The 19,568-nt window shown below is 66.6% G+C and carries 19 protein-coding genes; 18 read left to right on the plus strand and 1 reads right to left on the minus strand.

The genetic code is table 11. The annotated features are described in order from the left end of the window. Positions 1-15 precede the first annotated feature (15 nt). The 18 genes from W930_RS0120465 to W930_RS0120550 all read left to right on the plus strand — a co-directional run bounded on the left by W930_RS0120465 (position 16) and on the right by W930_RS0120550 (position 18,662). Positions 16-1,356: a LysR family transcriptional regulator gene (locus W930_RS0120465; RefSeq protein WP_023598059.1), complete on the plus strand. Its 1,341-nt coding sequence runs from the start codon at positions 16-18 to the stop codon at positions 1,354-1,356. A gap of 423 nt (positions 1,357-1,779) precedes the next feature. Continuing rightward, positions 1,780-2,976 (plus strand): ABC transporter substrate-binding protein, encoded by a 1,197-nt coding sequence (locus W930_RS0120470; RefSeq protein WP_023598058.1) that lies wholly within the window; start codon positions 1,780-1,782, stop codon positions 2,974-2,976. A gap of 43 nt (positions 2,977-3,019) precedes the next feature. Beyond that, positions 3,020-3,892 (plus strand): branched-chain amino acid ABC transporter permease, encoded by an 873-nt coding sequence (locus W930_RS0120475; RefSeq protein WP_023598057.1) that lies wholly within the window; start codon positions 3,020-3,022, stop codon positions 3,890-3,892. A 21-nt stretch (positions 3,893-3,913) separates the two neighbouring features. Further along, positions 3,914-4,990 carry a branched-chain amino acid ABC transporter permease gene (locus W930_RS28285; RefSeq protein WP_223272064.1) on the plus strand — a complete coding sequence of 359 codons (1,077 nt, stop codon included), beginning with the start codon at positions 3,914-3,916 and terminating at the stop codon, positions 4,988-4,990. Beyond that, entirely contained in the window at positions 4,987-5,739 is a 753-nt protein-coding gene (locus tag W930_RS0120485; protein WP_023598055.1) for an ABC transporter ATP-binding protein, read from the plus strand. Before W930_RS28285 ends, W930_RS0120485 begins: the two co-directional genes overlap by 4 nt. Beyond that, a complete protein-coding gene (locus W930_RS0120490; RefSeq protein WP_023598054.1) occupies positions 5,732-6,460 on the plus strand; it encodes an ABC transporter ATP-binding protein in 729 nt (242 codons plus the stop codon). Before W930_RS0120485 ends, W930_RS0120490 begins: the two co-directional genes overlap by 8 nt. Before the next feature lie 118 nt (positions 6,461-6,578). Next, a complete protein-coding gene (locus W930_RS0120495) occupies positions 6,579-7,334 on the plus strand; it encodes a PIG-L deacetylase family protein (protein WP_023598053.1) in 756 nt (251 codons plus the stop codon). A gap of 38 nt (positions 7,335-7,372) precedes the next feature. Next, positions 7,373-8,077 carry a 4-carboxy-4-hydroxy-2-oxoadipate aldolase/oxaloacetate decarboxylase gene (locus W930_RS0120500; RefSeq protein WP_023598052.1) on the plus strand — a complete coding sequence of 235 codons (705 nt, stop codon included), beginning with the start codon at positions 7,373-7,375 and terminating at the stop codon, positions 8,075-8,077. Between the two features lie 19 nt (positions 8,078-8,096). Next, on the plus strand, positions 8,097-9,215 hold the full coding sequence (locus W930_RS0120505; protein WP_023598051.1) for a 4-oxalomesaconate tautomerase: 1,119 nt from the start codon (positions 8,097-8,099) through the stop codon (positions 9,213-9,215). Next, entirely contained in the window at positions 9,212-9,946 is a 735-nt protein-coding gene (locus W930_RS0120510; RefSeq protein WP_023598050.1) for an alpha/beta fold hydrolase, read from the plus strand. The genes W930_RS0120505 and W930_RS0120510 overlap by 4 nt, the downstream gene beginning before the upstream one ends. Further along, positions 9,943-10,443, plus strand: a complete 501-nt coding sequence (locus W930_RS0120515; RefSeq protein WP_023598049.1) for a nuclear transport factor 2 family protein — start codon at positions 9,943-9,945, stop codon at positions 10,441-10,443. Before W930_RS0120510 ends, W930_RS0120515 begins: the two co-directional genes overlap by 4 nt. Before the next feature lie 233 nt (positions 10,444-10,676). Continuing rightward, positions 10,677-11,756 carry a porin gene (locus W930_RS0120520; protein WP_369798684.1) on the plus strand — a complete coding sequence of 360 codons (1,080 nt, stop codon included), beginning with the start codon at positions 10,677-10,679 and terminating at the stop codon, positions 11,754-11,756. 305 nt (positions 11,757-12,061) lie between these two features. Beyond that, positions 12,062-13,447 carry an MFS transporter gene (locus tag W930_RS0120525; protein ID WP_023872812.1) on the plus strand — a complete coding sequence of 462 codons (1,386 nt, stop codon included), beginning with the start codon at positions 12,062-12,064 and terminating at the stop codon, positions 13,445-13,447. A gap of 172 nt (positions 13,448-13,619) precedes the next feature. After that, positions 13,620-14,411, plus strand: coding sequence for a pyrimidine 5'-nucleotidase (locus W930_RS28290; RefSeq protein ID WP_023598045.1), 792 nt, complete (start codon positions 13,620-13,622; stop codon positions 14,409-14,411). 10 nt (positions 14,412-14,421) lie between these two features. Then, a complete protein-coding gene (gene slmA, locus W930_RS0120535) occupies positions 14,422-15,078 on the plus strand; it encodes a nucleoid occlusion factor SlmA (RefSeq protein ID WP_023598044.1) in 657 nt (218 codons plus the stop codon). Positions 15,079-15,396: 318 nt separating this feature from the next. After that, the gene (locus tag W930_RS0120540) at positions 15,397-16,602 is read left to right on the plus strand and encodes a homoserine O-acetyltransferase (RefSeq protein ID WP_023598043.1); all 1,206 of its coding nucleotides are present in this window, start codon (positions 15,397-15,399) and stop codon (positions 16,600-16,602) included. Continuing rightward, complete coding sequence (gene metW / locus W930_RS0120545; RefSeq protein ID WP_023598042.1) at positions 16,599-17,261, plus strand: methionine biosynthesis protein MetW; 663 nt, start codon at positions 16,599-16,601, stop codon at positions 17,259-17,261. The genes W930_RS0120540 and metW overlap by 4 nt, the downstream gene beginning before the upstream one ends. 105 nt (positions 17,262-17,366) lie before the next feature. After that, positions 17,367-18,662, plus strand: a complete 1,296-nt coding sequence (locus tag W930_RS0120550; protein ID WP_023598041.1) for an AmpG family muropeptide MFS transporter — start codon at positions 17,367-17,369, stop codon at positions 18,660-18,662. 126 nt (positions 18,663-18,788) lie between these two features. Here the strand turns inward: W930_RS0120550 and W930_RS0120555 are convergent, their stop codons facing one another. After that, the gene (locus W930_RS0120555) at positions 18,789-19,535 is read right to left on the minus strand and encodes a hypothetical protein (RefSeq protein WP_023872814.1); all 747 of its coding nucleotides are present in this window, start codon (positions 19,533-19,535) and stop codon (positions 18,789-18,791) included. Between the last annotated feature and the right edge of the window lie 33 nt (positions 19,536-19,568).

Raw genomic sequence — 19,568 nt, forward strand, 5'->3', positions numbered from 1 at the left:
CACAAGGCACTGCGCATGTCCGTCGACACCGTCATCAGTCTGTCCAATGTGCCGGCCGGGTCGCCGCTGGCCTGTCACGAGCGTGGCACCTGGAGCCGTGCGCCGCAGAGCAGCGAGGCGACACTGCTGTGTCGCAAGCTGCGCGGCCTGCGCGCCATGGTGGCCGTGCTCGAGTGCGATTCGGTCGCGCGCGCCGCGCGCGTGCTGCATCTCTCGCAGTCGGCCGTCGCGCGCTCGATCTCCGACATCGAGGCGGAACTGGGCTTCCCGCTGTTTCATCGCAGCGGCCGTGGCCTGATTCCGAATGCGGCCGGGCAGCGCCTCGGGGTTCGCGCCACGCGCGCGCTCGCCGAGTTGGCCAACGGCTACCGCGAAGCCTTCGCGGCCACGGCCTCGCAGGCCGACGGCGGGGCCCGCGCGGCGAGCCGCTTCGCGGCGGTCGTCGCGCCGCAGCAGCTCACCAGCTTCATCGCGGTCGCCGAACTCGGCAGCGGGCCGCTCGCGGCCAGCCGGCTGCAATGTTCGCAGCCGACCATCCAGCGCAATCTCGATCAGCTCGAAGATCTCATCGGCATCAAGTTGTTCCGCCGCACGCCGCGCGGCACGCGTCTGACCGACGAGGCGCAGGCCCTGCTCGGACCGGTCAAGCGCGCGCTGGCCGAACTCGCGATTGCGGAAGACGAACTGGCGCCCTTTGGCGGTCGTCAGCAGGGGACCGTGATCGTGGCCGCGCTGCCGCTCTCGAGCGGCTTTCTGCTGCCCAAGGCAATCGACAGCCTCCTTCACAAGTCGCCGTATCTGAGCGTGACGGTCGTCGATGGCACGTATGAAGCGCTGGTTCGCCAACTGCGCCAGGCGGACGTCGACATGATCGTCGGCGCATTGCGCGCCAGCGACGTGCCGCCGGACATTCGTCAGGAAGCGCTGTTCGAGGACCATCTGTCGGTCGTCGCCCGCGCCGGCCACCCGTGTCTTGCCACCGGCGCTGCGCCGACGCTGGCCGAACTGGCCGAGTACGGCTGGGTGAGTCCGCTGCCGTGTACGCCGGCGCGCGGCGTGTTCGAGCGTGTGTTCCACGCGGCGGACCTGCCGTTGCCGAAGACGCAGGTCCATGCGAGCAGTTCGCCGGTGGTTCGCGGACTGCTCGCGGCGAGCGATCGACTGGCGCTGCTCTCTCCCGTGCAGATCACGTCCGAGCTGCGCACGGGGGAACTCTCGGTGGTGCCGGTGGCGTTGCAACACGCCAGCCGCGCCATCGGTGTGGCGACACGGCGCGACGGGTTGCTCTCGCCGGCTGCCGAACAACTGCTCGACGAACTGCGCGCGCTTGCGCCGACGATGCAGCATCCCACCTGATTCGAAGGCGTCGCCACGTCACGGCGGCCATGCGTGCGCGCGCCGCTTGTCGCGGCGTGCGCCAGCGCGGCGAAAATCGCCGGATTCACCATGAGTTGCATGTGTCCCCGTATGGGCACGCGTGCGACTTTTTCCACTCGTCCCCCGGATCGACGACGCCTCGCCGCGCCTTGCACGGCGGGCGTTCCACCGTCGGAACGTGTCGCGTCCCGCTGCGCGAAATTCGATCCGAACAAAAGGTCACATTACGTAGGGGAAAGCTCGGGGATATACGAAAAACGCAACGCTCGACGCGGGAGTTTCATTCGACGTCGCCATTTCGGTTGCCTAAGCTGTTCCGGATACCTTGAAAAGGCGCGCCAACCCCCGGCGCGCCACATCAAAAAACGGAGCGGCGCCCGACGCCGACGAGGAGACGACACCATGATGAAGCGCCATCTTTGGCTCGCTGTGGCAATGGCGAGTGTTTGCCAATTCACCGCTGTTTCGGCCCACGCGGAAGACATCAAAGTCGGCATGCTGGGCCTGTTCTCGGGCTCGGCGTCGTGGTGGGGCACGGAATATCGCCGTGGCGTGAATCTGTGGCTCGAACAGAACAAGAGCAAGGTCGGCAACGACACGATCGTGATCCTCGAGCGTGACGAAGGCGGCGTGAATCCGCAGCGTACGCGTCAGCTCGCGCAGGAACTCGTGGTGCGCGACCAGGTGCAATACCTGTTCGGCGGCTCGTTCACGCCGAACGTGCTGGCCATGGCCGACGTGGTCAACCAGACCAAGACGCCGCTGGTCATCGGCAACTCCGGTACGTCGAGCGTGACGCTGAAGTCGCCGTATTTCGTGCGCACTGGCTTCACGCAGTGGACGGTGAGCGTGCCGCTCGTCGAGTACGCCGCGAGCAAGGGCGTGAAGAATGCCGCCATCGTGGTGGCCGACTTCGCCACGGGTTACGACGCCATCGACGCCTACAGCGAGACGTTCAAGAAGGCCGGCGGCAAGATCGCCACCGAAGTGAAGGTGCCGCTGGGGACGACCGATTTCTCGAGCTACCTGCAGCGCGTGAAGGACGCCAAGCCGGACGCCGTTTTCCTGTTCATGCCGGTGGGCCCGATGTCGGCCGGTTTCGTGAAGGCCTTCAAGGAGCGCGAGCTCGACAAGGCCGGCATCCAGTTGTTCGCCACGACCGAGACGATGGAGTCCGATCTGCCCGCCATCGGCGACAGCGCGCTCGGGACCATCACCGCGCTGCACTACTCGCCGTTCCTGACGACGCCGGAGAACACGGCGTTCGTGAAGGCCTACAAGGCCAAATACGGCCCGGGCGCGCTGCCCTCGATCGCATCCGTGTCGGCTTATGACTCGATGACGCTCATCGCGCAGATGATCAAGGCGACCAAGGGCAAGAAGGACGCCGACAAGGCGATCGCCGCAGTGAAGGGCTTCGCCTGGACCAGCCCGCGCGGCCCGGTGTCGATCGATCCGAAGACGCGTGAAATCGTGCAGAACGTGTACATCCGCCGCGTGGAGACCATCGACGGCAAGCTCGGCAACAAGCCGATCGAAACGTTCAAGGCGGTGGTCGAGCCGTGGCATGTGAGCCACCCCCAGGTAGCTGCCAAGTAAGTCAGGCGACGTCGTTCAGTTCGTTCGGTTCCGGTAATTCCTCATGACGCAATCGCTTGCCACTTTCCTGTCGTTGTCGATCGACGGTGTGGCCTACGGGATGCTGCTGTTCCTCATCTCCGTGGGCCTCACGGTCACGCTCGGCGTGATGCGCGTGGTCAACCTCGCACATTCCGCTTTCGCGATGATCGGCGGTTATTTCACCCTATGGGCCATGCAGCGCGCCGGGCTCGACTTCTTCGTCGCCCTGCTCGTGGGCGTGGCCGGCACGATGGTGCTCGGCGCGGTGCTCGAGCGCACGCTGTATCGCTGGGTCTACACGGCCAATGGCCTGGGGCAGTTGCTCATGACGATCGGGCTCGCGTTCATCATCTGCGCGATCGCCAAACACCTCGCGGGCACCGAGCTGCAATCGATTCCGGTGCCGCAGGGCCTGCGCGGCACGTGGGACTTCGGCGCGTTCTCGGTCTCGGTGTACCGCATCTTCGCGCTGGTGTGCAGTGCCGTGGTCGCACTGGGCATCTGGTGGGGACTCGAGCGCACGTCGTTCGGCGCGAAGTTGCGCGCCGCCGTCGACAATCCGCGCATGGCGCGTTGCGTCGGCATCGACGTGCCGGTCGTGTTCTCGATCACGTTCGCCATCGGGTGTGGCCTGTCGGGCCTTGGCGGCGCTCTCTCCAGCCAGATCCTGCCGCTCGAACCGTACTACGGCCTGAAGTACCTGGTGCTGGTGCTGATCGTGGTGGCCGCGGGCGGATTGGGCAGCCTGCGCGGTTCGCTCTACGCCGGTCTGCTGCTTGGCCTGATCGACACGCTCGGCCGTTACTACGTGCCGGCGCTCGGCGCCTTCATGATCTACCTGGCCGTGCTGGCCATCCTGCTGATCCGCCCGCAAGGGTTGGTCGGCCGCGCCTGAGCGGAGGTAACGATGTCCCGGATGATGCCTTCCCAAATGCCGGCCGGCGCCGCGCAGGTCTCGCCGGCACTGCGCCGAAAGCGGCTCGGCCCGCTCGACGCCGTGCTGCTGCTCGCCGCGATTGCCACTTATTTCTTCGCCGATCTGTATCTCGCGCTCGCCACGAGCGTGCTGATCATGATCATCTTCGCGCTCTCGCTCGATCTCGTGCAGGGCTACGGCGGCATCGAGACGCTGGGACATGCGGCGTTCTTCGGCAGCGGCGCCTACGCGGCCGGTCTGTTCGCGCTGCACGTGTCGCCCGACCCGTTGCTCGGGCTGATCGCCGGCGCCGTGGTCGCCGCGCTGGTGGGGCTCGTCACGGGCGTTGTCGTGCTGCGCGTGAGCGGTCTCACGCAGATCATGCTCACGCTCGTCTGCGCCACGCTCCTGTATGAAGCGGGCAACGTCGCGAAGTCGATCACGATGGGCGACGACGGCCTGACCGGTTACACCATCGCGCCCCTGCTCGGTCGCTTCGAGTTCGACATCTACGGTCACACCGCGTATCTGTACACGCTGGCGGTGTTGCTGGTGGTCTACCTGTTCACGCAGTTTCTGGTGAATTCCCCGTTCGGCCTGACGGTGCAGGGCATTCGCGAGAACGCGATGCGCATGTCGCTGCTCGGCGTGCGCGTGGGACTGCGCCGCCTGATGCTGTACACGCTGGCCGCCGCGTTGGCCGGCGTGGCTGGCGCGCTCTCCGCGCAGGTCAACAATATCGTGGCGCTCGACACGCTGTCGTTCACGCTCTCGGCCAACGTGCTCGTGATGCTCGCACTCGGCGGCACCGGGCGCCTCTACGGCGCCGTGCTCGGCGCAGTCGTGTTCATGGTGCTGTCCGACCGCATCGCGGCCATCGATCCCACGAACTGGCTGGCCGCGCTTGGCGTGCTGCTGATCGTCGTCGTGCGCTTCGCTCCCGACGGCCTCATCGGTCTGGTGGACCGCCTGACGGCGCGCTTGCGCCGCCGCACGACGGTCACGCCCGACGCGTCTCACGCAAGCGGCATCCAGGGCGCGTCCGCGACGTCGAAGGAAGGGGAGGTGACGCCATGAGCGCCGCACTCGAAATTCAGGGATTGTCCAAGCGCTTCGGTCAGCTGGACGTGACCCGCAACGTCAACCTGTCGCTCCCGGTCGGCGCGCGACACGCGCTCATCGGCCCGAACGGGGCGGGCAAAAGCACCTTGATGAACCTGCTCACGGGGGTGCTCAGACCGAATGCCGGCGTGGTGCGCGTGGGCGGCACGGACGTGACGTCGATGCCTTCGCACAAGCGCGTGAAGCTCGGCCTGGCCCGCACGTTCCAGCTCAACACGCTGTTCGACTCGCTCACCGTGGCCGAGAACGTGGCGCTTGCGCTGTCCTCGCGTCGCGGGCTTGACGGGCGCATCGGCAGGCCGCTCGCGAGCCGTTCGGCGGTCGTCGACGAAGCGGCCGAACGCCTGCGCGATCTCGGCATGCTCGATCTGGCCGGCAAGCGCATCAGCGAACTGGCTTACGGGCAGCGTCGCCAGGTCGAGATCGCTCTGGGTCTCGCCCTGGACCCGAAGGTGTTGCTGCTCGACGAACCGGTGGCCGGCGTGCCGTCGGGACAGGGTCGCAAATTGTTCGAGCTGCTCGAACGCCTGCCGTCGGACGTGGCGGTGATGGTCATCGAGCACGACATGGATCTGGTCTTCCGCTTCGCGCGACGCATCACCGTGCTCGTCGAAGGCGCGGTGCTCATGGAAGGCGAAAAAGACGAAGTGCGCAGCGATCCGCGCGTGCGCGACATCTATCTGGGGCGTCGCCATCATGACTGACATGCTGCTCGAAGCCGGCGGGCTGAGCGCCGGTTACGGCGAAACCATCGTGCTCGAAGACCTGAGCCTGCGCGTGGCGGCGGGTGAGGCCGTGGCTATTCTCGGGCGCAACGGCGTGGGCAAGAGCACGCTGCTCCTCAGCCTGCTCGGACTGACGACGCGCCACGGCGGCGTGGTGCGCTATCGCGGCGACGACATTTCCTCGTGGCCCGCCTACAGGCGCGCCCGGGCCGGGCTCGCGCTGGTGCCTCAGGAGCGCGAGATCTTCAAGTCGCTCTCTGTCGAGGAGAACCTGCAAGTGTCGGCCATGGGCGGCGACACGCGCGCGACGTCCGACTGGTCGCTCGAGCGTGTGTACGACCTGTTCCCGCGTTTGCACGAGCGTCGCCGCAATCTGGGCAATCAGCTCTCGGGCGGTGAGCAACAGATGCTCGCGATCGGCCGGGCGTTGATCGGCAACCCGCGCGTGATCCTGTTCGACGAACCGTTCGAAGGCCTCGCGCCGGTGATCGTCGACCAGTTGGTCGATGCGTTCTGGAAGCTGCGCGCCGACGGCGGCATGGGCGTGGTGCTCGTGGAGCAGCACGCGGAGCTCGGGCTGGAACTCACCGATCGGGCGTTGGTGCTGGACCGCGGCCGCGAAGTCTGGTCCGGGCGCAGCAGCGAACTCGCGGCCGCGCCGGAACTGCTCGGCGCGCTGGTGGGACTGGAGAGCGTCTGATCGCACGATGCGCCGCGCGGCATGTATCGGCGCGGCGGCAATTCGGTAATTCGGTAATGCGGCGATACCGCGATACCGCGATACACGCAGCAAGCAAAGAGACAAAGGCGTCAAACACATGAGCACATCACAGAACACTCAAGCCCAGGGGCTGGCAGGCCTGGTGGTCAGCGCCCACTCGGCGGACTTCGTCTGGCGCGCGGCCGGCACGATCGCCGCGCACGTCGCGCAGGGCTATCGCATGAAGATCGTCTGCCTGTCGTTTGGCGAGCGCGGCGAATCGGCCAAGCTCTGGCGCAAAGGCGCCGAGATGACCGAGGCGAAGGTCAAGGCGGCGCGTCGCGAAGAAGCGCAGCGCGCGGCCGACATTCTCGGCGCGGAGATCGAGTTCCTCGATATCGGCGACTATCCGATGCGCGTGTCCGACGAAACGTTGTTCCGGCTCGTCGACATCTATCGCGAAGTGCAGCCGTCCTTTGTGCTGAGCCACTCCGAGAAGGACCCGTACAACTTCGATCACCCGCTGGCGATGCACGTCACGCAGGAGGCGCGCGTGATCGCGCAGGCCGAAGGGCACAACCCGGGGCAGAAGATCATCGGTGCGCCGGCCGTGCTCGCATTCGAGCCGCACCAGACCGAACAGTGCGAGTGGATTCCGAACACGTTCGTGGACATCACGCCGGTGTGGGACAAGAAGCGCGCGGCCATCGAATGCATGGCCGGCCAGGAGCATCTTTGGGACTACTACACGCGCGTGGCATTGCAGCGCGGCGTGCAGGCCAAACGCAACATCGGCATCACGGCCGCGCGCGACATCAAGTACGCGGAAGGACTCATGCGTCTTACGCCGGTCGTGACCGAGCAACTCTCCTGATACATGAAGCCATTCTCACCATTCACGGGGCAACCGTCATGATTCGCGGCGTCGTCGTTCGTCAGATTCCCCGTGTCGATGCCGCAACGCTCGACACGCTTCGCAATGCGGGCAGCGCCACGGTGCACGAGGCGCAAAGCCGTCTTGGTCTCATGGCCACCTACCTGCGTCCGATCTATCGCGGCGCGTCGGTCGCCGGCAGTGCCGTGACCGTGCTCGCGCCGCCGTCCGACAACTGGATGCTCCACGTGGCGGTGGAACAGGCCCGACCGGGAGACATCGTGGTGGTGGGCGTGACGTCGCCGTGCGACGACGGCTACTTCGGCGATCTGCTCGCCACGTCGATGAAGGCGCGCGGCGTGGCCGGGCTGATCATCGATGCCGGCTGTCGCGATATCGGCACGCTGACCGAGATGCAGTTTCCCGTGTGGTCGAAAGCCGTCTCCTCGCAGGGCACGGTCAAGGAGACGCTCGGCTCGGTGAATGTGCCGGTCGTGTGCGCGAACCAGATCGTGAACCCCGGCGACGTGATCGTGGCCGACGACGACGGCGTGGTGGTGGTGCCGTTCGCCACCGCGCGGGCGGTGGCCAGGGCGGCCGAGGCGCGCGGCGCTGACGAAGCCTACAAGCGCGGCGTGCTCGCCGGCGGCACGCTCGGACTCGACTATTACAAGATGCGTGAGCGTCTCGCGGCAAAGGGCCTGCGCTATGTCGACTCACTCGACGAGCTGCAAGGCGAGTGAGGGGCGCGACTTGGCCGACATGAAGCATTCCCAGACGCGCATTCGTGCAGCCGTCATGCGCGGCGGTACCTCGAAGGGGCTGTACTTCCTCGCCGAGGATCTGCCCGCGGATCCCGCCGCGCGCGACGCTGTGCTGCTCGCGGCGATGGGCTCGCCCGACGCACGCCAGATCGACGGTATGGGCGGCGCGCACTCGCTCACGAGCAAGGTGGCCATCGTCTCGCATGCGACGCGGTCCGATGCCGACGTCGATTATCTGTTCGCGCAGGTCGTGGTCGACGAAGCGCGGGTCGACTACGGACAAAACTGCGGCAACATCCTCGCCGGCGTGGGGCCGTTCGCGATCGAGCGCGGGCTCGTGGCCGTCGGTGGAGACGTGACGGAGGTCGGCATTCACATGGTCAATACCGGGCAGGTGGCGGTCGCCACGGTCCAGACCCCGGACGGCGTGGTGAAGTACGAGGGCGACGTGGCCATCGATGGCGTGCCGGGCACGTCCGCGCCGATTCCGCTGATGTTCCGTGACACCGCGGGCTCGTCGTGCGGTGCACTGTTTCCGACCGGCGCGCGTCAGGACACGGTCGAGGGCGTCGCGGTGACCTGCATCGACAACGGCATGCCGCTGGTGCTCATGCGCGCGGCGGACCTGGGCGCGACCGGTGCCGAGCCGTGTGAGGCGCTGGAGTCGGGGGCCGATTTCCAGACGCTGCGCGAGCGTATCGAGGCCATTCGTCTCGCGCTCGGGCCGCGCATGAACCTGGGCGACGTGCGCTCGCGCACGGTGCCGAAAATGTGTCTCGTGGCGCCGCCGCAAGCCGGTGGCGCGCTCGCGACACGCTGTTTCATTCCGCATCGCTGTCACACGTCCATCGGCGTGCTCGCGGCCGTAAGCGTGGCGACGGCCGCCGCGCTGCCGGGCACCGTCTGCCACGACATGGCGGTGGTGCCCGAGGGCGACGCGCCGTTGCTCGCCATCGAACATCCGACTGGCGAGTTCACGGTCCGTCTGGCGCTCGACCGCGACGCCGATGGCGCGCCCGAGGGTGCCGGCGCCGGACTGCTGCGCACGGCGCGCTGGCTCTTCGACGGCGAGGTGAGCATTCCGTTTCACGTCTGGGCGCAGGGAGGGAAGTCATGAGCAACGAACGTCCCCCGCTGCTCATGCTTCCCGGCTTGCTCTGCGACCAGGTGGCGTGGGCCGCGACCGCGGCACTGCTGCCGCAATACGATTGCCGCGTTCCCGCGTGGGGCATGCTCGACACCATCGCGGCGATGGCCGATCACGTGCTGGCGAGCACGGCCGAGCCGCAATTCGCGCTGGCGGGACACTCCATGGGCGGACGCGTGGCGCTCGAAGTCGTGCGCCGCGCCCCGCATCGCGTAACGCATCTCGCGTTGCTCGACACCGGCTATCAGGCCCTGCCCGAGGGCGAGGCCGGCGAGAAGGAGCGGGCCGGCCGCGGCACCTTGCTCGCGCGCGCGCGTGAGCAAGGCATGCGCGCGATGGGGCAGGTGTGGGCGACCGGTATGGTGCACCCGGACCAGATCGGCACACCGTTGTTCGCCGCGATTCTCGACATGATCGAGCGCAGCCATCCGGATCAGTTCGCGGCGCAGATTCGCGCGCTGCTCGGGCGCCCGGACGCGACATCGCTGCTTGCCGATGTGCGGTGTCCCACGCTCGTGTTGTGCGGGCGTCAGGACACATGGAGCCCGCTGGCCCGCCACGCAACCATGGCCGGCGCCATTCCCGGCGCGGTGTTGTGCGTGGTCGAGCACAGCGGGCACATGAGTCCGATGGAGCGGCCGGAGGATGTCGCCGGCGCGATGCGCGCATGGCTCTCGCAGGCGGAGGCGCGCGCCCTATGACCGAAAGCGTTTCGAACCTCGCCTCTCAATCGGCCAACGCGCTCGACGGCCCCGATGGCCTCGATGGTCTCGAGCTGTGCCTTGCGAAGCAGGCCTGTCACGACCTCGTGATGCGTTTCGCCGCGTGCAATGACCATCGCGACCCGAAGGGGCTCGGGGCCCTGTTCGCCGAGCAGGGTGTGCTCGTGCGCCCGGGCGGCGACACCCTCGTGGGGCCTGCGGCAATCGCCGAGGCGTATGCGGCGCGTCCGGCCGACCGGATCACACGGCATCTCGTAGGCAATGTCCTGATCGACGTCACTTCGCCGACGCAGGCGCGCGGCAGCAGCATGGTGCTGCTGTGGAGCGCCTCGGCGCAGGATGCGCCGGGACCGTTCGGCCGTGCGGTGCATGGCCGCCAGGTGATGGGCGAGTTCGACGATACGTTCGTGCGCACCGCGCAAGGCTGGCGCATCGCCCGGCGCGAAGCACGTTTCACTTTCGTACGCGAGGCGTGAGGAAAAAACAGCAACTCACGTCGCGCCGAAAAACGGCGGGTACCGGTGCCGAATGGTGCATCCAGGAGGCGGCACCGGTTGCCCGGCAGCGCAGGAAGGCAGTTGAGAAGGGCAGTACCCGAGACGGCCGCAGTGCCGTTCCACAAAAGGCTGGACCGGCTTCGCGCCAGTTCGGAGGTTGTAGTTGAGGGGCGACCCTCGTAGCTGTGTATTTCAAAAACAAGGGGACAGAAGTGAAAGTGAAACATGCATTGGCCGCAGGCCTGATGCTGGGTGCAGGCCTGGCGCAGGCGCAAAGCAACGTGACGCTGTACGGAATCGTCGATACCGGCGTTGCCTATTACAACAACGCCGCCAATGGCGGCAGCTTCATCGGCGAGCCGACCCTCACCGGCAAGGTGCCGTCGCGCTTCGGCCTGAAGGGCGTGGAAGATCTGGGCGGCGGTCTGAAGGCCGTCTTCACGTTGGAGAACGGCTTCCAGCCGGGTACCGGCAACCTGAACTACGGTGGACGCCTGTTCGGCCGTCAGGCCAACGTCGGTCTGTCGGGTTCATGGGGTACGTTCCTCATTGGCCGTCAGAACAACATGACGTTCTACGTCACGGGCAATGCCGATGTGATCGGGCCGTCGATCTTCTCGCTCGCGAGTATCGATCCGTACATCGCCAATGCCCGCAGCGACAGCGCGGTGGGCTACATGGGCAAGTTCGATGGCGTGACCGTCGGTGCGACCTACAGCTTCGGGCGCGACGGGTCGAGCGCGGGCGGGCCGTCGGCCACGAATTGCGCGGGTAACGTTGCCGGCAACTACCAGGCGTGCAAGCAGTTCACCGGCCTGCTCGGCTACGACTACCAGAACTTCGGCATTTCGGCGTCGTACGACCAGATGCGCGGCAACACGGGCGCCGCGGCGCCGCTGACCAGCTCGAACTACACGGACTCGCACTCGGTCATCAATGCCTACTACAAGTGGTCGACGGGACGCGTGGGCGGCGGCTGGATTCACCGCAACGTGAGCGCCGACGCGGCATCGCTGCGCTCGGACATCTACTTCCTCGGCGTGACCTACATGCCGACGATCACCTGGACGTTCGACGCACAGGCCATTCGCTATCAGCTCAAGAGCAAGGCCAACGCCACGATGCTCATCGGCCGCGCCACGTACTCGCTGTCGAAACGCACGTCGCTGTATGGCATGGCCGGCTGGGTGGCGAACAGCCAGAACGGCGCGGTGGCAATCGCGGCGGGCGGCTCGGTCGTGACGGGCGGCAACCAGTTCGGTACGATGCTGGGCATTCAGCACACGTTCTGATCGGGCGTTGCCAGTAGCGTCGGAAATCGCGGCATCGCGTGCGTCAAGCGCGTGCGGCACGTCCGGGGGGGGCGAGTCGCACGTGACGCGGTGCTGCGTCACTCCCAGTTGCGCGGCATGCGACGTGGTGGCGGTGTCGCGCACAACGAAAGAGTGATCCGGCAGACGTCGTGCGGCATGACCGTGTGCAGCCGAACATTCCCCGAGCTGCGCCATTGCGTGCGATTTTCCTGCCCGGCCTGGGCAACGGCGACTGTGTTCCCGGGCCGCATTTTTTCTCCCGTGCGTTTCACCCCGTATCCCGTATGACCCGACCCACGCCCCCTGGCACACCGCTCGCCGACGGACTGAGCGCGAACGCGCGGCGCATCGCCGTGCCGTCCATCCTGCTGGGCACCTTTCTGGGCAATCTCGATGCCTCGATCGCCAACGTGGCGCTGCCGACCATCGCGCACGATCTGGCATCCGATCCGGCCTCGACGGTCTGGGTCGTCAACGCCTATCAGCTGATCTTCGCCATGGCCGTGCTGCCGCTGGCCGCGCTCGGCGAGAAGCTCGGCTACCGGCGTGTGTTTCTCTTCGGCGTGGCGGGCTTCACGCTGGCCTCGGCGGGCTGCGCGCTCGCGCCCAGTCTCGCCTGGCTCGTCGTCGCGCGCGTTGCGCAGGGACTGTGCGGGGCGTGCATGTCGACGATCGTGCCCGCGTTGTTGCGTATGGTGTTCCCGCCGAATCTGGGCGGACGCGCCATCTCCCTGCTCGCGCTCACGGTCGCGCTGTCCACCGCCGCGGGGCCCAGTGTCGCGGCTGCGATTCTCTCGTTGGGCGACTGGCGGTGGCTGTTCGCCATCAATCTGCCGATCGGTGCGGTGGCTTTCGCGGCGTCGTTCCGGTGCCTGCCGCGCACGCCGGGCGCCGCGCGACGCATCGACGTGCCCGGCGCCCTGCTCAATGCGGCGGCGCTCGCGCTCGTCATCATCGGTGTGGGGCATCTCGGCGAGACGGGACGCCGCGGTATGGCGACGTTGCAGATCGTGTTGGGGATCGTCGTGGCCGTGATGCTCGTGCGTCATCAGCGCAGGCGCGAAACACCGCTGCTGCCACTCGACCTCATGCGCGTGCCGGTGCTGGCGCTGTCGTCGCTCACGTCGGTGGCCTGCTACATGTCGCAGACGCTGTCGTATGTCGGCATGCCGTTCCTGTTGCAGCACACACTCGCGCGCAGCGAGGCCGTGACCGGTCTGCTCATCACGCCATGGCCACTGGTCATCGTTTTCGTTGCGCCGCTTGCCGGGCGTCTGTCGGACCGCTTCGACAGCGCTCGCCTGAGCGCGCTCGGCCTCGGCGTCTTCGCACTGGGGCTGGCCTCGCTCGTGTGGCTGCCGCCGCGCGCCGGCGATTGGGACATCGCCTTGCGCATGGCGCTGTGCGGTGTGGGCTTCGGCTTCTTTCAGACACCCAACAACCGCATCATCATGATGGGCGCACCGCGTGAGCGCAGCGGGGCGGCGAGTGGGCTGATGACGATCGCGCGCACCGTCGGCATGACGCTGGGCGCCGCCGTCGTGGCGCTGCTCTTCGATGCGTACGGTGACGACGGCGCGCGTGCGGCCATGGTCGCCGCCACCGCACTCGCGATACTGGGCGGGGTCGTGAGTCTGGTGCGCACGCGCGTGAAGCCCGCCGGGGCGTAAGCGCGGCGCGCCGCGCGATCGTTGCCAGGCTGCGCGGGCGGATTTGTCAAAGCGGGCATCGCGCGCTAGCATCGTGCCTTGCCGAAGCCGCATTGTCTTGCCCGGGGATCGAGAGGCTGTCGATGCGGCGGCGTCATCTTCTTCCATCTGCTCGCATGATTGCGCTATCTCCGTGCCTTCTTCCCATGTTCTGAGCCGACGCCGGCGCGCGTCACGCGCACGCAGCGAATATGGCTCGCGCGGTCCGGTCTGGCTGTTCGATCTGGACAACACGCTGCATCGCGCGTCGCACGCGATCTTCCCGCAGATCAATCGTGCGATGACCGCCTATATCGTCGAGAAGCTGGGACTGTCGCACGACGAGGCCAACCGGCTGCGCACGGATTACACGTCGCGCTACGGTGCGGTGCTGCTCGGACTGATCCGGCATCACGCGATCGATCCGCACGAGTTCCTGGCGCGCGTGCACGCGCTGCCGCCGCTGGCGGAGGTGTTGCGCGCGGAGCGCGGCGTCGCTCGCCTGATGGCCGGGCTCCCGGGGCGCAAGATACTGCTCACGAACGCACCGGCGCACTACGCGCTGCCGATCGTCGAAGCGTTGGGCATCCGCCGCCATTTCGAGCGCTGTGTGAGCATCGAAGACATGGCCGACCGGCGTGCCTGGCGCGCCAAGCCAGACGCCATCATGCTGCGCCGTCTGTTGGCGAGAGAGGGCCTCTCGCCGCATCGCACCTGGCTGGTCGAAGACACACGCTCGCACCTCAAGCACTTGCGGCATTTCGGCATCAGGACGGTATGGATCACAGGGCATCTGCCGGCGAGAAACAGTGTGGGTGACGCAATGCCGCGCAGTGGGCGCCCACACTACGTGGATATCAAAGTACAATCTCTGCGCGAGTTACGGGCTCGCCTTGCGACCGGGGCCATGGCCCATGCCGCCCGACAATCAAATCCCTACCGATAACGACCAGACGATGCAGCAGGAAAATTCTTCGACCGGCGCCGGGTACGGCGTCGCCGATGCGCTGGAGGCCGCGCCCGCGCCGGTGAAGGCAACCCGTCCCAAACCGGGTGAGCGCCGTGTGCAGGTCTTGCAGACCCTCGCCGCCATGCTCGAGACCCCCAAGGGCGAGAAGATCACCACGGCCGCGCTTGCCGCGCGCCTCGATGTCTCCGAAGCGGCGCTCTATCGCCACTTCGCGAGTAAGGCCCAGATGTTCGAAGGCCTCATCGAGTTCATCGAACAAACCATCTTCGGCCTGATCAACCAGATCTCCGCGCAAGACCAGGACGGCGTGACGCAAGCCCGCGCCATCGTGCTGATGCTGCTCGGTTTCGCGGAAAAGAACCCGGGCATGACCCGCGTGCTGACCGGCGAAGCGCTGGTCGGCGAGCACGAGCGTTTGCAGGAGCGCATGAACCAGCTGCTCGATCGCATCGAGGCGTCGCTGCGCCAGGTCTTGCGCCTGGCAAGCGCGCAGGGCACGTTGCCCGAGACGTTCGACGCCAATTCGCGGGCCAACCTGCTCGTGTCCTACGTGCTCGGCCGCTGGCACCGCTTCGCCAAGAGCGGGTTCAAACGCTCGCCGGCCGAAGGGGCCGAACCTCAGGTCTCGGCGCTGCTGCGCTAAGGCCGCTCGTCTGCGCCCCCGGCGCGGATTACGTTATACTTTTGCAACCCGCGACGGGACTGCCGGATCATCGACTGGCCTTGTCGCGACGATTGGCGCGCCGATTTGGTGACTCGCTTGCGGGCGCGCGAATGACCTGGCCAGGGTTTCACCGGGCCGGGACATTCACTAAAAATGCGGCTAAAGAGGTCGTTCGCGTACCCCGCCGTTTTTCCGTCGACCCCTTTTCCCGCACAGAACACTTCAGGACGCCGTCCGTCGATCAATGTCGTCTCGTTGATCCGGGTGCCGGCGCCGGCATGTTTCGGACAGGGATTTATGGAATCTTCAATCGGAATCGTCACGCCGCAGCGGATGCATTTCGCTGAGCCGCTGGCCCTGCAAAACGGCAGCACGCTCGCCGGGTACGACCTCATGGTCGAGACCTACGGCGAGCTCAATGCCGATCGCAGCAACGCCGTGCTCGTGTGCCACGCGCTCAATGCGTCGCATCACGTGGCGGGTATCGCCGCCGACAATCCCAAGGATGTGGGCTGGTGGGACAACATGGTCGGCCCCGGCAAGCCGCTCGATACCGATCGCTTCTTCGTCATCGGGGTGAACAACCTCGGCTCGTGCTTCGGCTCGACCGGACCGATGAGCCTCGACGAAGCCACGGGTACGCCGTACGGCGCACGCTTTCCGGTCGTGACCGTCGAAGACTGGGTCAACGCACAGGCGCGCGTGGCCGATGTCTTCGGCATTCACAAGTTCGCGGCCGTGATGGGCGGCAGCCTGGGCGGCATGCAGGCGCTCGCGTGGAGCATCATGTACCCGGAGCGCGTGGGACATTGTCTGGTCATCGCGTCCACGCCGAAACTCTCGGCGCAGAATATTGCATTCAACGAAGTGGCCCGCTCGGCCATCCTCTCCGATCCCGACTTTCACGGCGGCGACTACTACGCCCACGGCGTGGTCCCGCGCCGCGGGCTGCGCGTGGCGCGCATGATCGGTCACATCACCTATCTGTCCGACGAGGACATGGCGACGAAGTTCGGTCGCGCGCTGCGGCGCGCCGAAGCGCTCGTCGACGGGGTGAAGGATGCGGGTAAGGGGGGCGGGAGCGCAGGCGCGAGCCCACAGGACGACGGTTACCGCTTCAGTTTCGACGTGGAGTTCGAGGTCGAGTCGTATCTTCGGTACCAGGGCGACAAGTTCGCCGAGTATTTCGATGCGAACACCTATCTGCTGATCACGCGCGCGCTCGATTACTTCGACCCCGCCAGGACGGTGGGCGGCGATCTGGCCAGGGCGCTGGCGCACACCACCGCCAAGTACCTGATCGTTTCGTTCACGACCGACTGGCGCTTCGCACCGGCGCGCTCGCGTGAAATCGTCAAGGCGCTGCTCGACACGCGCCGCACGGTGAGCTACGCGGAAATCGACGCGCCACATGGTCACGACGCCTTCCTGCTCACCGACTCGCGCTATCACAATCTGGTGCGCGCCTACTACGAACGTATCGCCCGGGAGATTGGGGTATGAGTCAGTCCACCGCACCGGTCACCAGCGCGCAGGCGGCGCAACTGGCCGCATCGCGCGGTCGCATTTCGGCCTCGCTGTCGGACCGTCCCGACTTTCGCGTCATTGCCCGATGGATCGAGCCGTCGTCGCAGGTGCTCGATCTCGGTTGCAGCGACGGCTCGCTGCTGCGCCTGCTCATGGACGAGCTCGACGTGAGCGGCTACGGCGTGGAGATCGACGACGCCGGCGTGCTTGCCTCCGCGCAGCGCGGCATCAATGTCATCCAGCAGAACATGGAAGACGGCCTGAGGCTGTTCGAAGATCAGAGCTTCGATACCGTGATCCTGTCGCAGACGTTGCAGACCATCCATCGCACGGCAGACATCCTGCGCGAGACGGTGCGCGTGGGGCGCGAGGCCATCGTCTCGTTTCCGAACTTCGGCTACTGGCCGCATCGATTGTCCGTCCTGCGGGGGCGCATGCCGGTGTCGAAGAGCCTGCCCTTCCAGTGGCACAACACGCCGAACGTGCGCGTACTGACGATCAAGGATTTCGAGGCGCTCGCGCCGGATGTCGGCGTGAAGATCCTCGATCGGGCGGTGCTGCACAACGGCCGGCTCGTATCGGTGGGCGCGAACTGGCGTGGTAGTCTTGCGGTCTATCGCGTCAAGCGTTCCTGAACCGACGGCAACCGGCGGGACAGCGAAGCGCCTGGCCCCTGACAGTGAGGACAATCAGGGCCGGGCGCCGCGCACCGTCGTCGGCCGGCCCCTATTGCCTTTCCCATGACCGATTCGCTGCCGCCCGACGACGGGCGTGTCTTCCACCCCACGCGGATGCTCATCTGCGTGATTCTCGGCTTTACCTCCGGTCTGCCGCTTTTCATCCTGCTCAATCTCGTGCAGGCGTGGCTGCGCAGCGAACATGTGGATCTCAAGGCGATCGGCCTGTTTGCACTGATCCAGTTTCCCTACACCTGGAAGTTCCTGTGGGCGCCGCTCATGGATCGCTTCGCGCCCAATATCTTCGGCTGGAAGCCGGGGCGGCGGCGCGGCTGGATGTTCGTCACGCAGTTGCTCGTGGCCGGTGCGGTGGCGCTCATGGGCACCTATTCGCCGCAGCGCGACCTGATGACGATCGCGGCGCTCGCGGCGGCGCTCGCGTTCTTCAGCGCCAGTCTCGACATTTGTCTGGACGCCTACCGACGCGAACTCCTGTCGGATCGCGAGCAGGGCCTCGGCACGGCGATGCACGTGAATGCCTACAAGGTCGCGGGGCTGGTGCCGGGCTCGCTCGCGCTCATCATGGCCGATCATCTGCCCTGGGCGCAGGTGTTCTTCGCAACGGCCGCGTTCATGCTGCCGGGTATCGTCATGACGCTCGTGGTGAAAGAGCCGGAAATTCGCGGCACGCCGCCGAAGACCCTGCGCGAGGCGGTGATCGAGCCGTTCCATGAGTTCGTCTCGCGCGGCGGCTGGTCGCAGGCGCTACTCGTGCTGGCGTTCATTTTCCTGTACAAGCTGGGCGATTCGATGGCGACGTCGCTGGCGACGTCGTTCTATCTCGACCTGGGTTTCACCAAGACGCAGATCGGCGTGGTGGCCAAGGCCACCAGCCTGTGGGCTAGCGTGGCGGGCGGCATCATCGGCGGGATCTGGCTGATCAAGCTGGGCATCAACCGCGGGTTGTGGGTGTTCGGCGTGCTGCAACTCGTCTCGGTGCTGGGCTTCGCGTGGCTGGCGGAAGCCGGCCCCGTCATCTCGGGCCTGGGCGCGGTCATCGCGTTCGAGGCATTTACCGCCGGGCTCGGCACGGCCGCGTTCACGGCCTATATCGCTCGCACGACCGATCCGCGCTACACCGCGACGCAGTTCGCACTGTTCACGAGCCTGGCGTCGGTGCCGCGGACATTCGCCAACGCCGGTACCGGCTACATCGTGGACGGCGTGGGATGGCTGACGTTCTTTCTCATCTGTACCGTGCTGGCGCTGCCCGGCATGCTGTTGCTGCCCAAGGTCGCCCCGTGGGGCGCGGACGACGGCGACGGCAACGGTGAGCTGGCGCCGAGCGCGCCGCACTGAAAGGCATCGAGCGGAATCCGGCGGCGCCAGACAGCGCGAAGCGGTGCTGAACGATGCAAAGGGGCGGTCAATCCGCCCCTTTGTCGTGACGCCGCCTCGTGGCGCACAAGGTCCACGGGTGCCGCGTCAGTCGCGGCGGAAGGCCACCTGCTGACGCTCCACCACCTGGGTGGCGAAGTCCGCGTCGGCGGGAATCGGTTCCCAGAAGAAATCCCACTGAAAGATCGGCAGGAAGTTGAACTTGCGCGACCGGAAGATGCCCCGGTTGCGTTTGAATTCGCTGTACCGATCGCCCTTAAAGCTGCGGTTCACCGACGTGAATGGCAGGATGCGCTCCGCGATGTCGGGGAAGTTCAGGTCGGGATGCGAATCGCGGAAGGCTTCCATCGCGTCGAACTGGTCCCGGCAGATCACCTGAATGGCGGTCTCCGGCATGGCGTACCGCTGCGCCCACAGGACATGCCAGCCCGAGCGCGTTTCGTTGATGAAGTCCGCGAGTGGCCGGCTCATGGTGAACGCGTCGGATTCGATGTGCACGATCTTGTCCGCGCCCATGGCCTTCGCCACCGTGAGCGAATGCAGGAAACTGCGCCACCAGCCGGGATAGGCGCTCATGCTCTGGCGTCCGAGATTGGTCTCGAAGCGCAGTATGCAGTGCTTCGCACCGAGGGCATCGAGTGCGCCGGGATCGCGCTCAGCGGACACGGTCGGCAAGACGTCCGGCTCGGGCAGCCATGGCGAGCCGTCGTCGATCATGATCATCCGGTCGGCCGCGATCGGGCCGTCGCGGTAGAAATCGAGCCAGCGTCGATATCGCGTCCGCCAGGCGTCGGCATCCTTGATATAACTGGTGCAGAACAAAAGGGTCGTCATGGGAAGTCACGTTCGGCCGCGCGGCATGCGCGC

This window comes from Pandoraea sp. E26, assembly GCF_000681415.1.
Taxonomy (GTDB): domain Bacteria; phylum Pseudomonadota; class Gammaproteobacteria; order Burkholderiales; family Burkholderiaceae; genus Pandoraea; species Pandoraea pnomenusa.

Excerpts from the sequence above, each read along its gene's own strand:
- W930_RS0120465 (WP_023598059.1), top strand. The coding sequence starts at position 16 with ATGTCCGTCGACACCGTCATCAGTCTGTCCAATGTGCCGGCCGGGTCG.
- W930_RS0120470 (WP_023598058.1), top strand. The coding sequence starts at position 1,780 with ATGATGAAGCGCCATCTTTGGCTCGCTGTGGCAATGGCGAGTGTTTGC.
- W930_RS0120475 (WP_023598057.1), top strand. The coding sequence starts at position 3,020 with ATGACGCAATCGCTTGCCACTTTCCTGTCGTTGTCGATCGACGGTGTG.
- W930_RS28285 (WP_223272064.1), top strand. The coding sequence starts at position 3,914 with ATGATGCCTTCCCAAATGCCGGCCGGCGCCGCGCAGGTCTCGCCGGCA.
- W930_RS0120485 (WP_023598055.1), top strand. The coding sequence starts at position 4,987 with ATGAGCGCCGCACTCGAAATTCAGGGATTGTCCAAGCGCTTCGGTCAG.
- W930_RS0120490 (WP_023598054.1), top strand. The coding sequence starts at position 5,732 with ATGACTGACATGCTGCTCGAAGCCGGCGGGCTGAGCGCCGGTTACGGC.
- W930_RS0120495 (WP_023598053.1), top strand. The coding sequence starts at position 6,579 with ATGAGCACATCACAGAACACTCAAGCCCAGGGGCTGGCAGGCCTGGTG.
- W930_RS0120500 (WP_023598052.1), top strand. The coding sequence starts at position 7,373 with ATGATTCGCGGCGTCGTCGTTCGTCAGATTCCCCGTGTCGATGCCGCA.
- W930_RS0120505 (WP_023598051.1), top strand. The coding sequence starts at position 8,097 with ATGAAGCATTCCCAGACGCGCATTCGTGCAGCCGTCATGCGCGGCGGT.
- W930_RS0120510 (WP_023598050.1), top strand. The coding sequence starts at position 9,212 with ATGAGCAACGAACGTCCCCCGCTGCTCATGCTTCCCGGCTTGCTCTGC.
- W930_RS0120515 (WP_023598049.1), top strand. The coding sequence starts at position 9,943 with ATGACCGAAAGCGTTTCGAACCTCGCCTCTCAATCGGCCAACGCGCTC.
- W930_RS0120525 (WP_023872812.1), top strand. The coding sequence starts at position 12,062 with ATGACCCGACCCACGCCCCCTGGCACACCGCTCGCCGACGGACTGAGC.
- slmA (WP_023598044.1), top strand. The coding sequence starts at position 14,422 with ATGCAGCAGGAAAATTCTTCGACCGGCGCCGGGTACGGCGTCGCCGAT.
- W930_RS0120540 (WP_023598043.1), top strand. The coding sequence starts at position 15,397 with ATGGAATCTTCAATCGGAATCGTCACGCCGCAGCGGATGCATTTCGCT.
- metW (WP_023598042.1), top strand. The coding sequence starts at position 16,599 with ATGAGTCAGTCCACCGCACCGGTCACCAGCGCGCAGGCGGCGCAACTG.
- W930_RS0120550 (WP_023598041.1), top strand. The coding sequence starts at position 17,367 with ATGACCGATTCGCTGCCGCCCGACGACGGGCGTGTCTTCCACCCCACG.
- W930_RS0120555 (WP_023872814.1), bottom strand. The coding sequence starts at position 19,535 with ATGACGACCCTTTTGTTCTGCACCAGTTATATCAAGGATGCCGACGCC.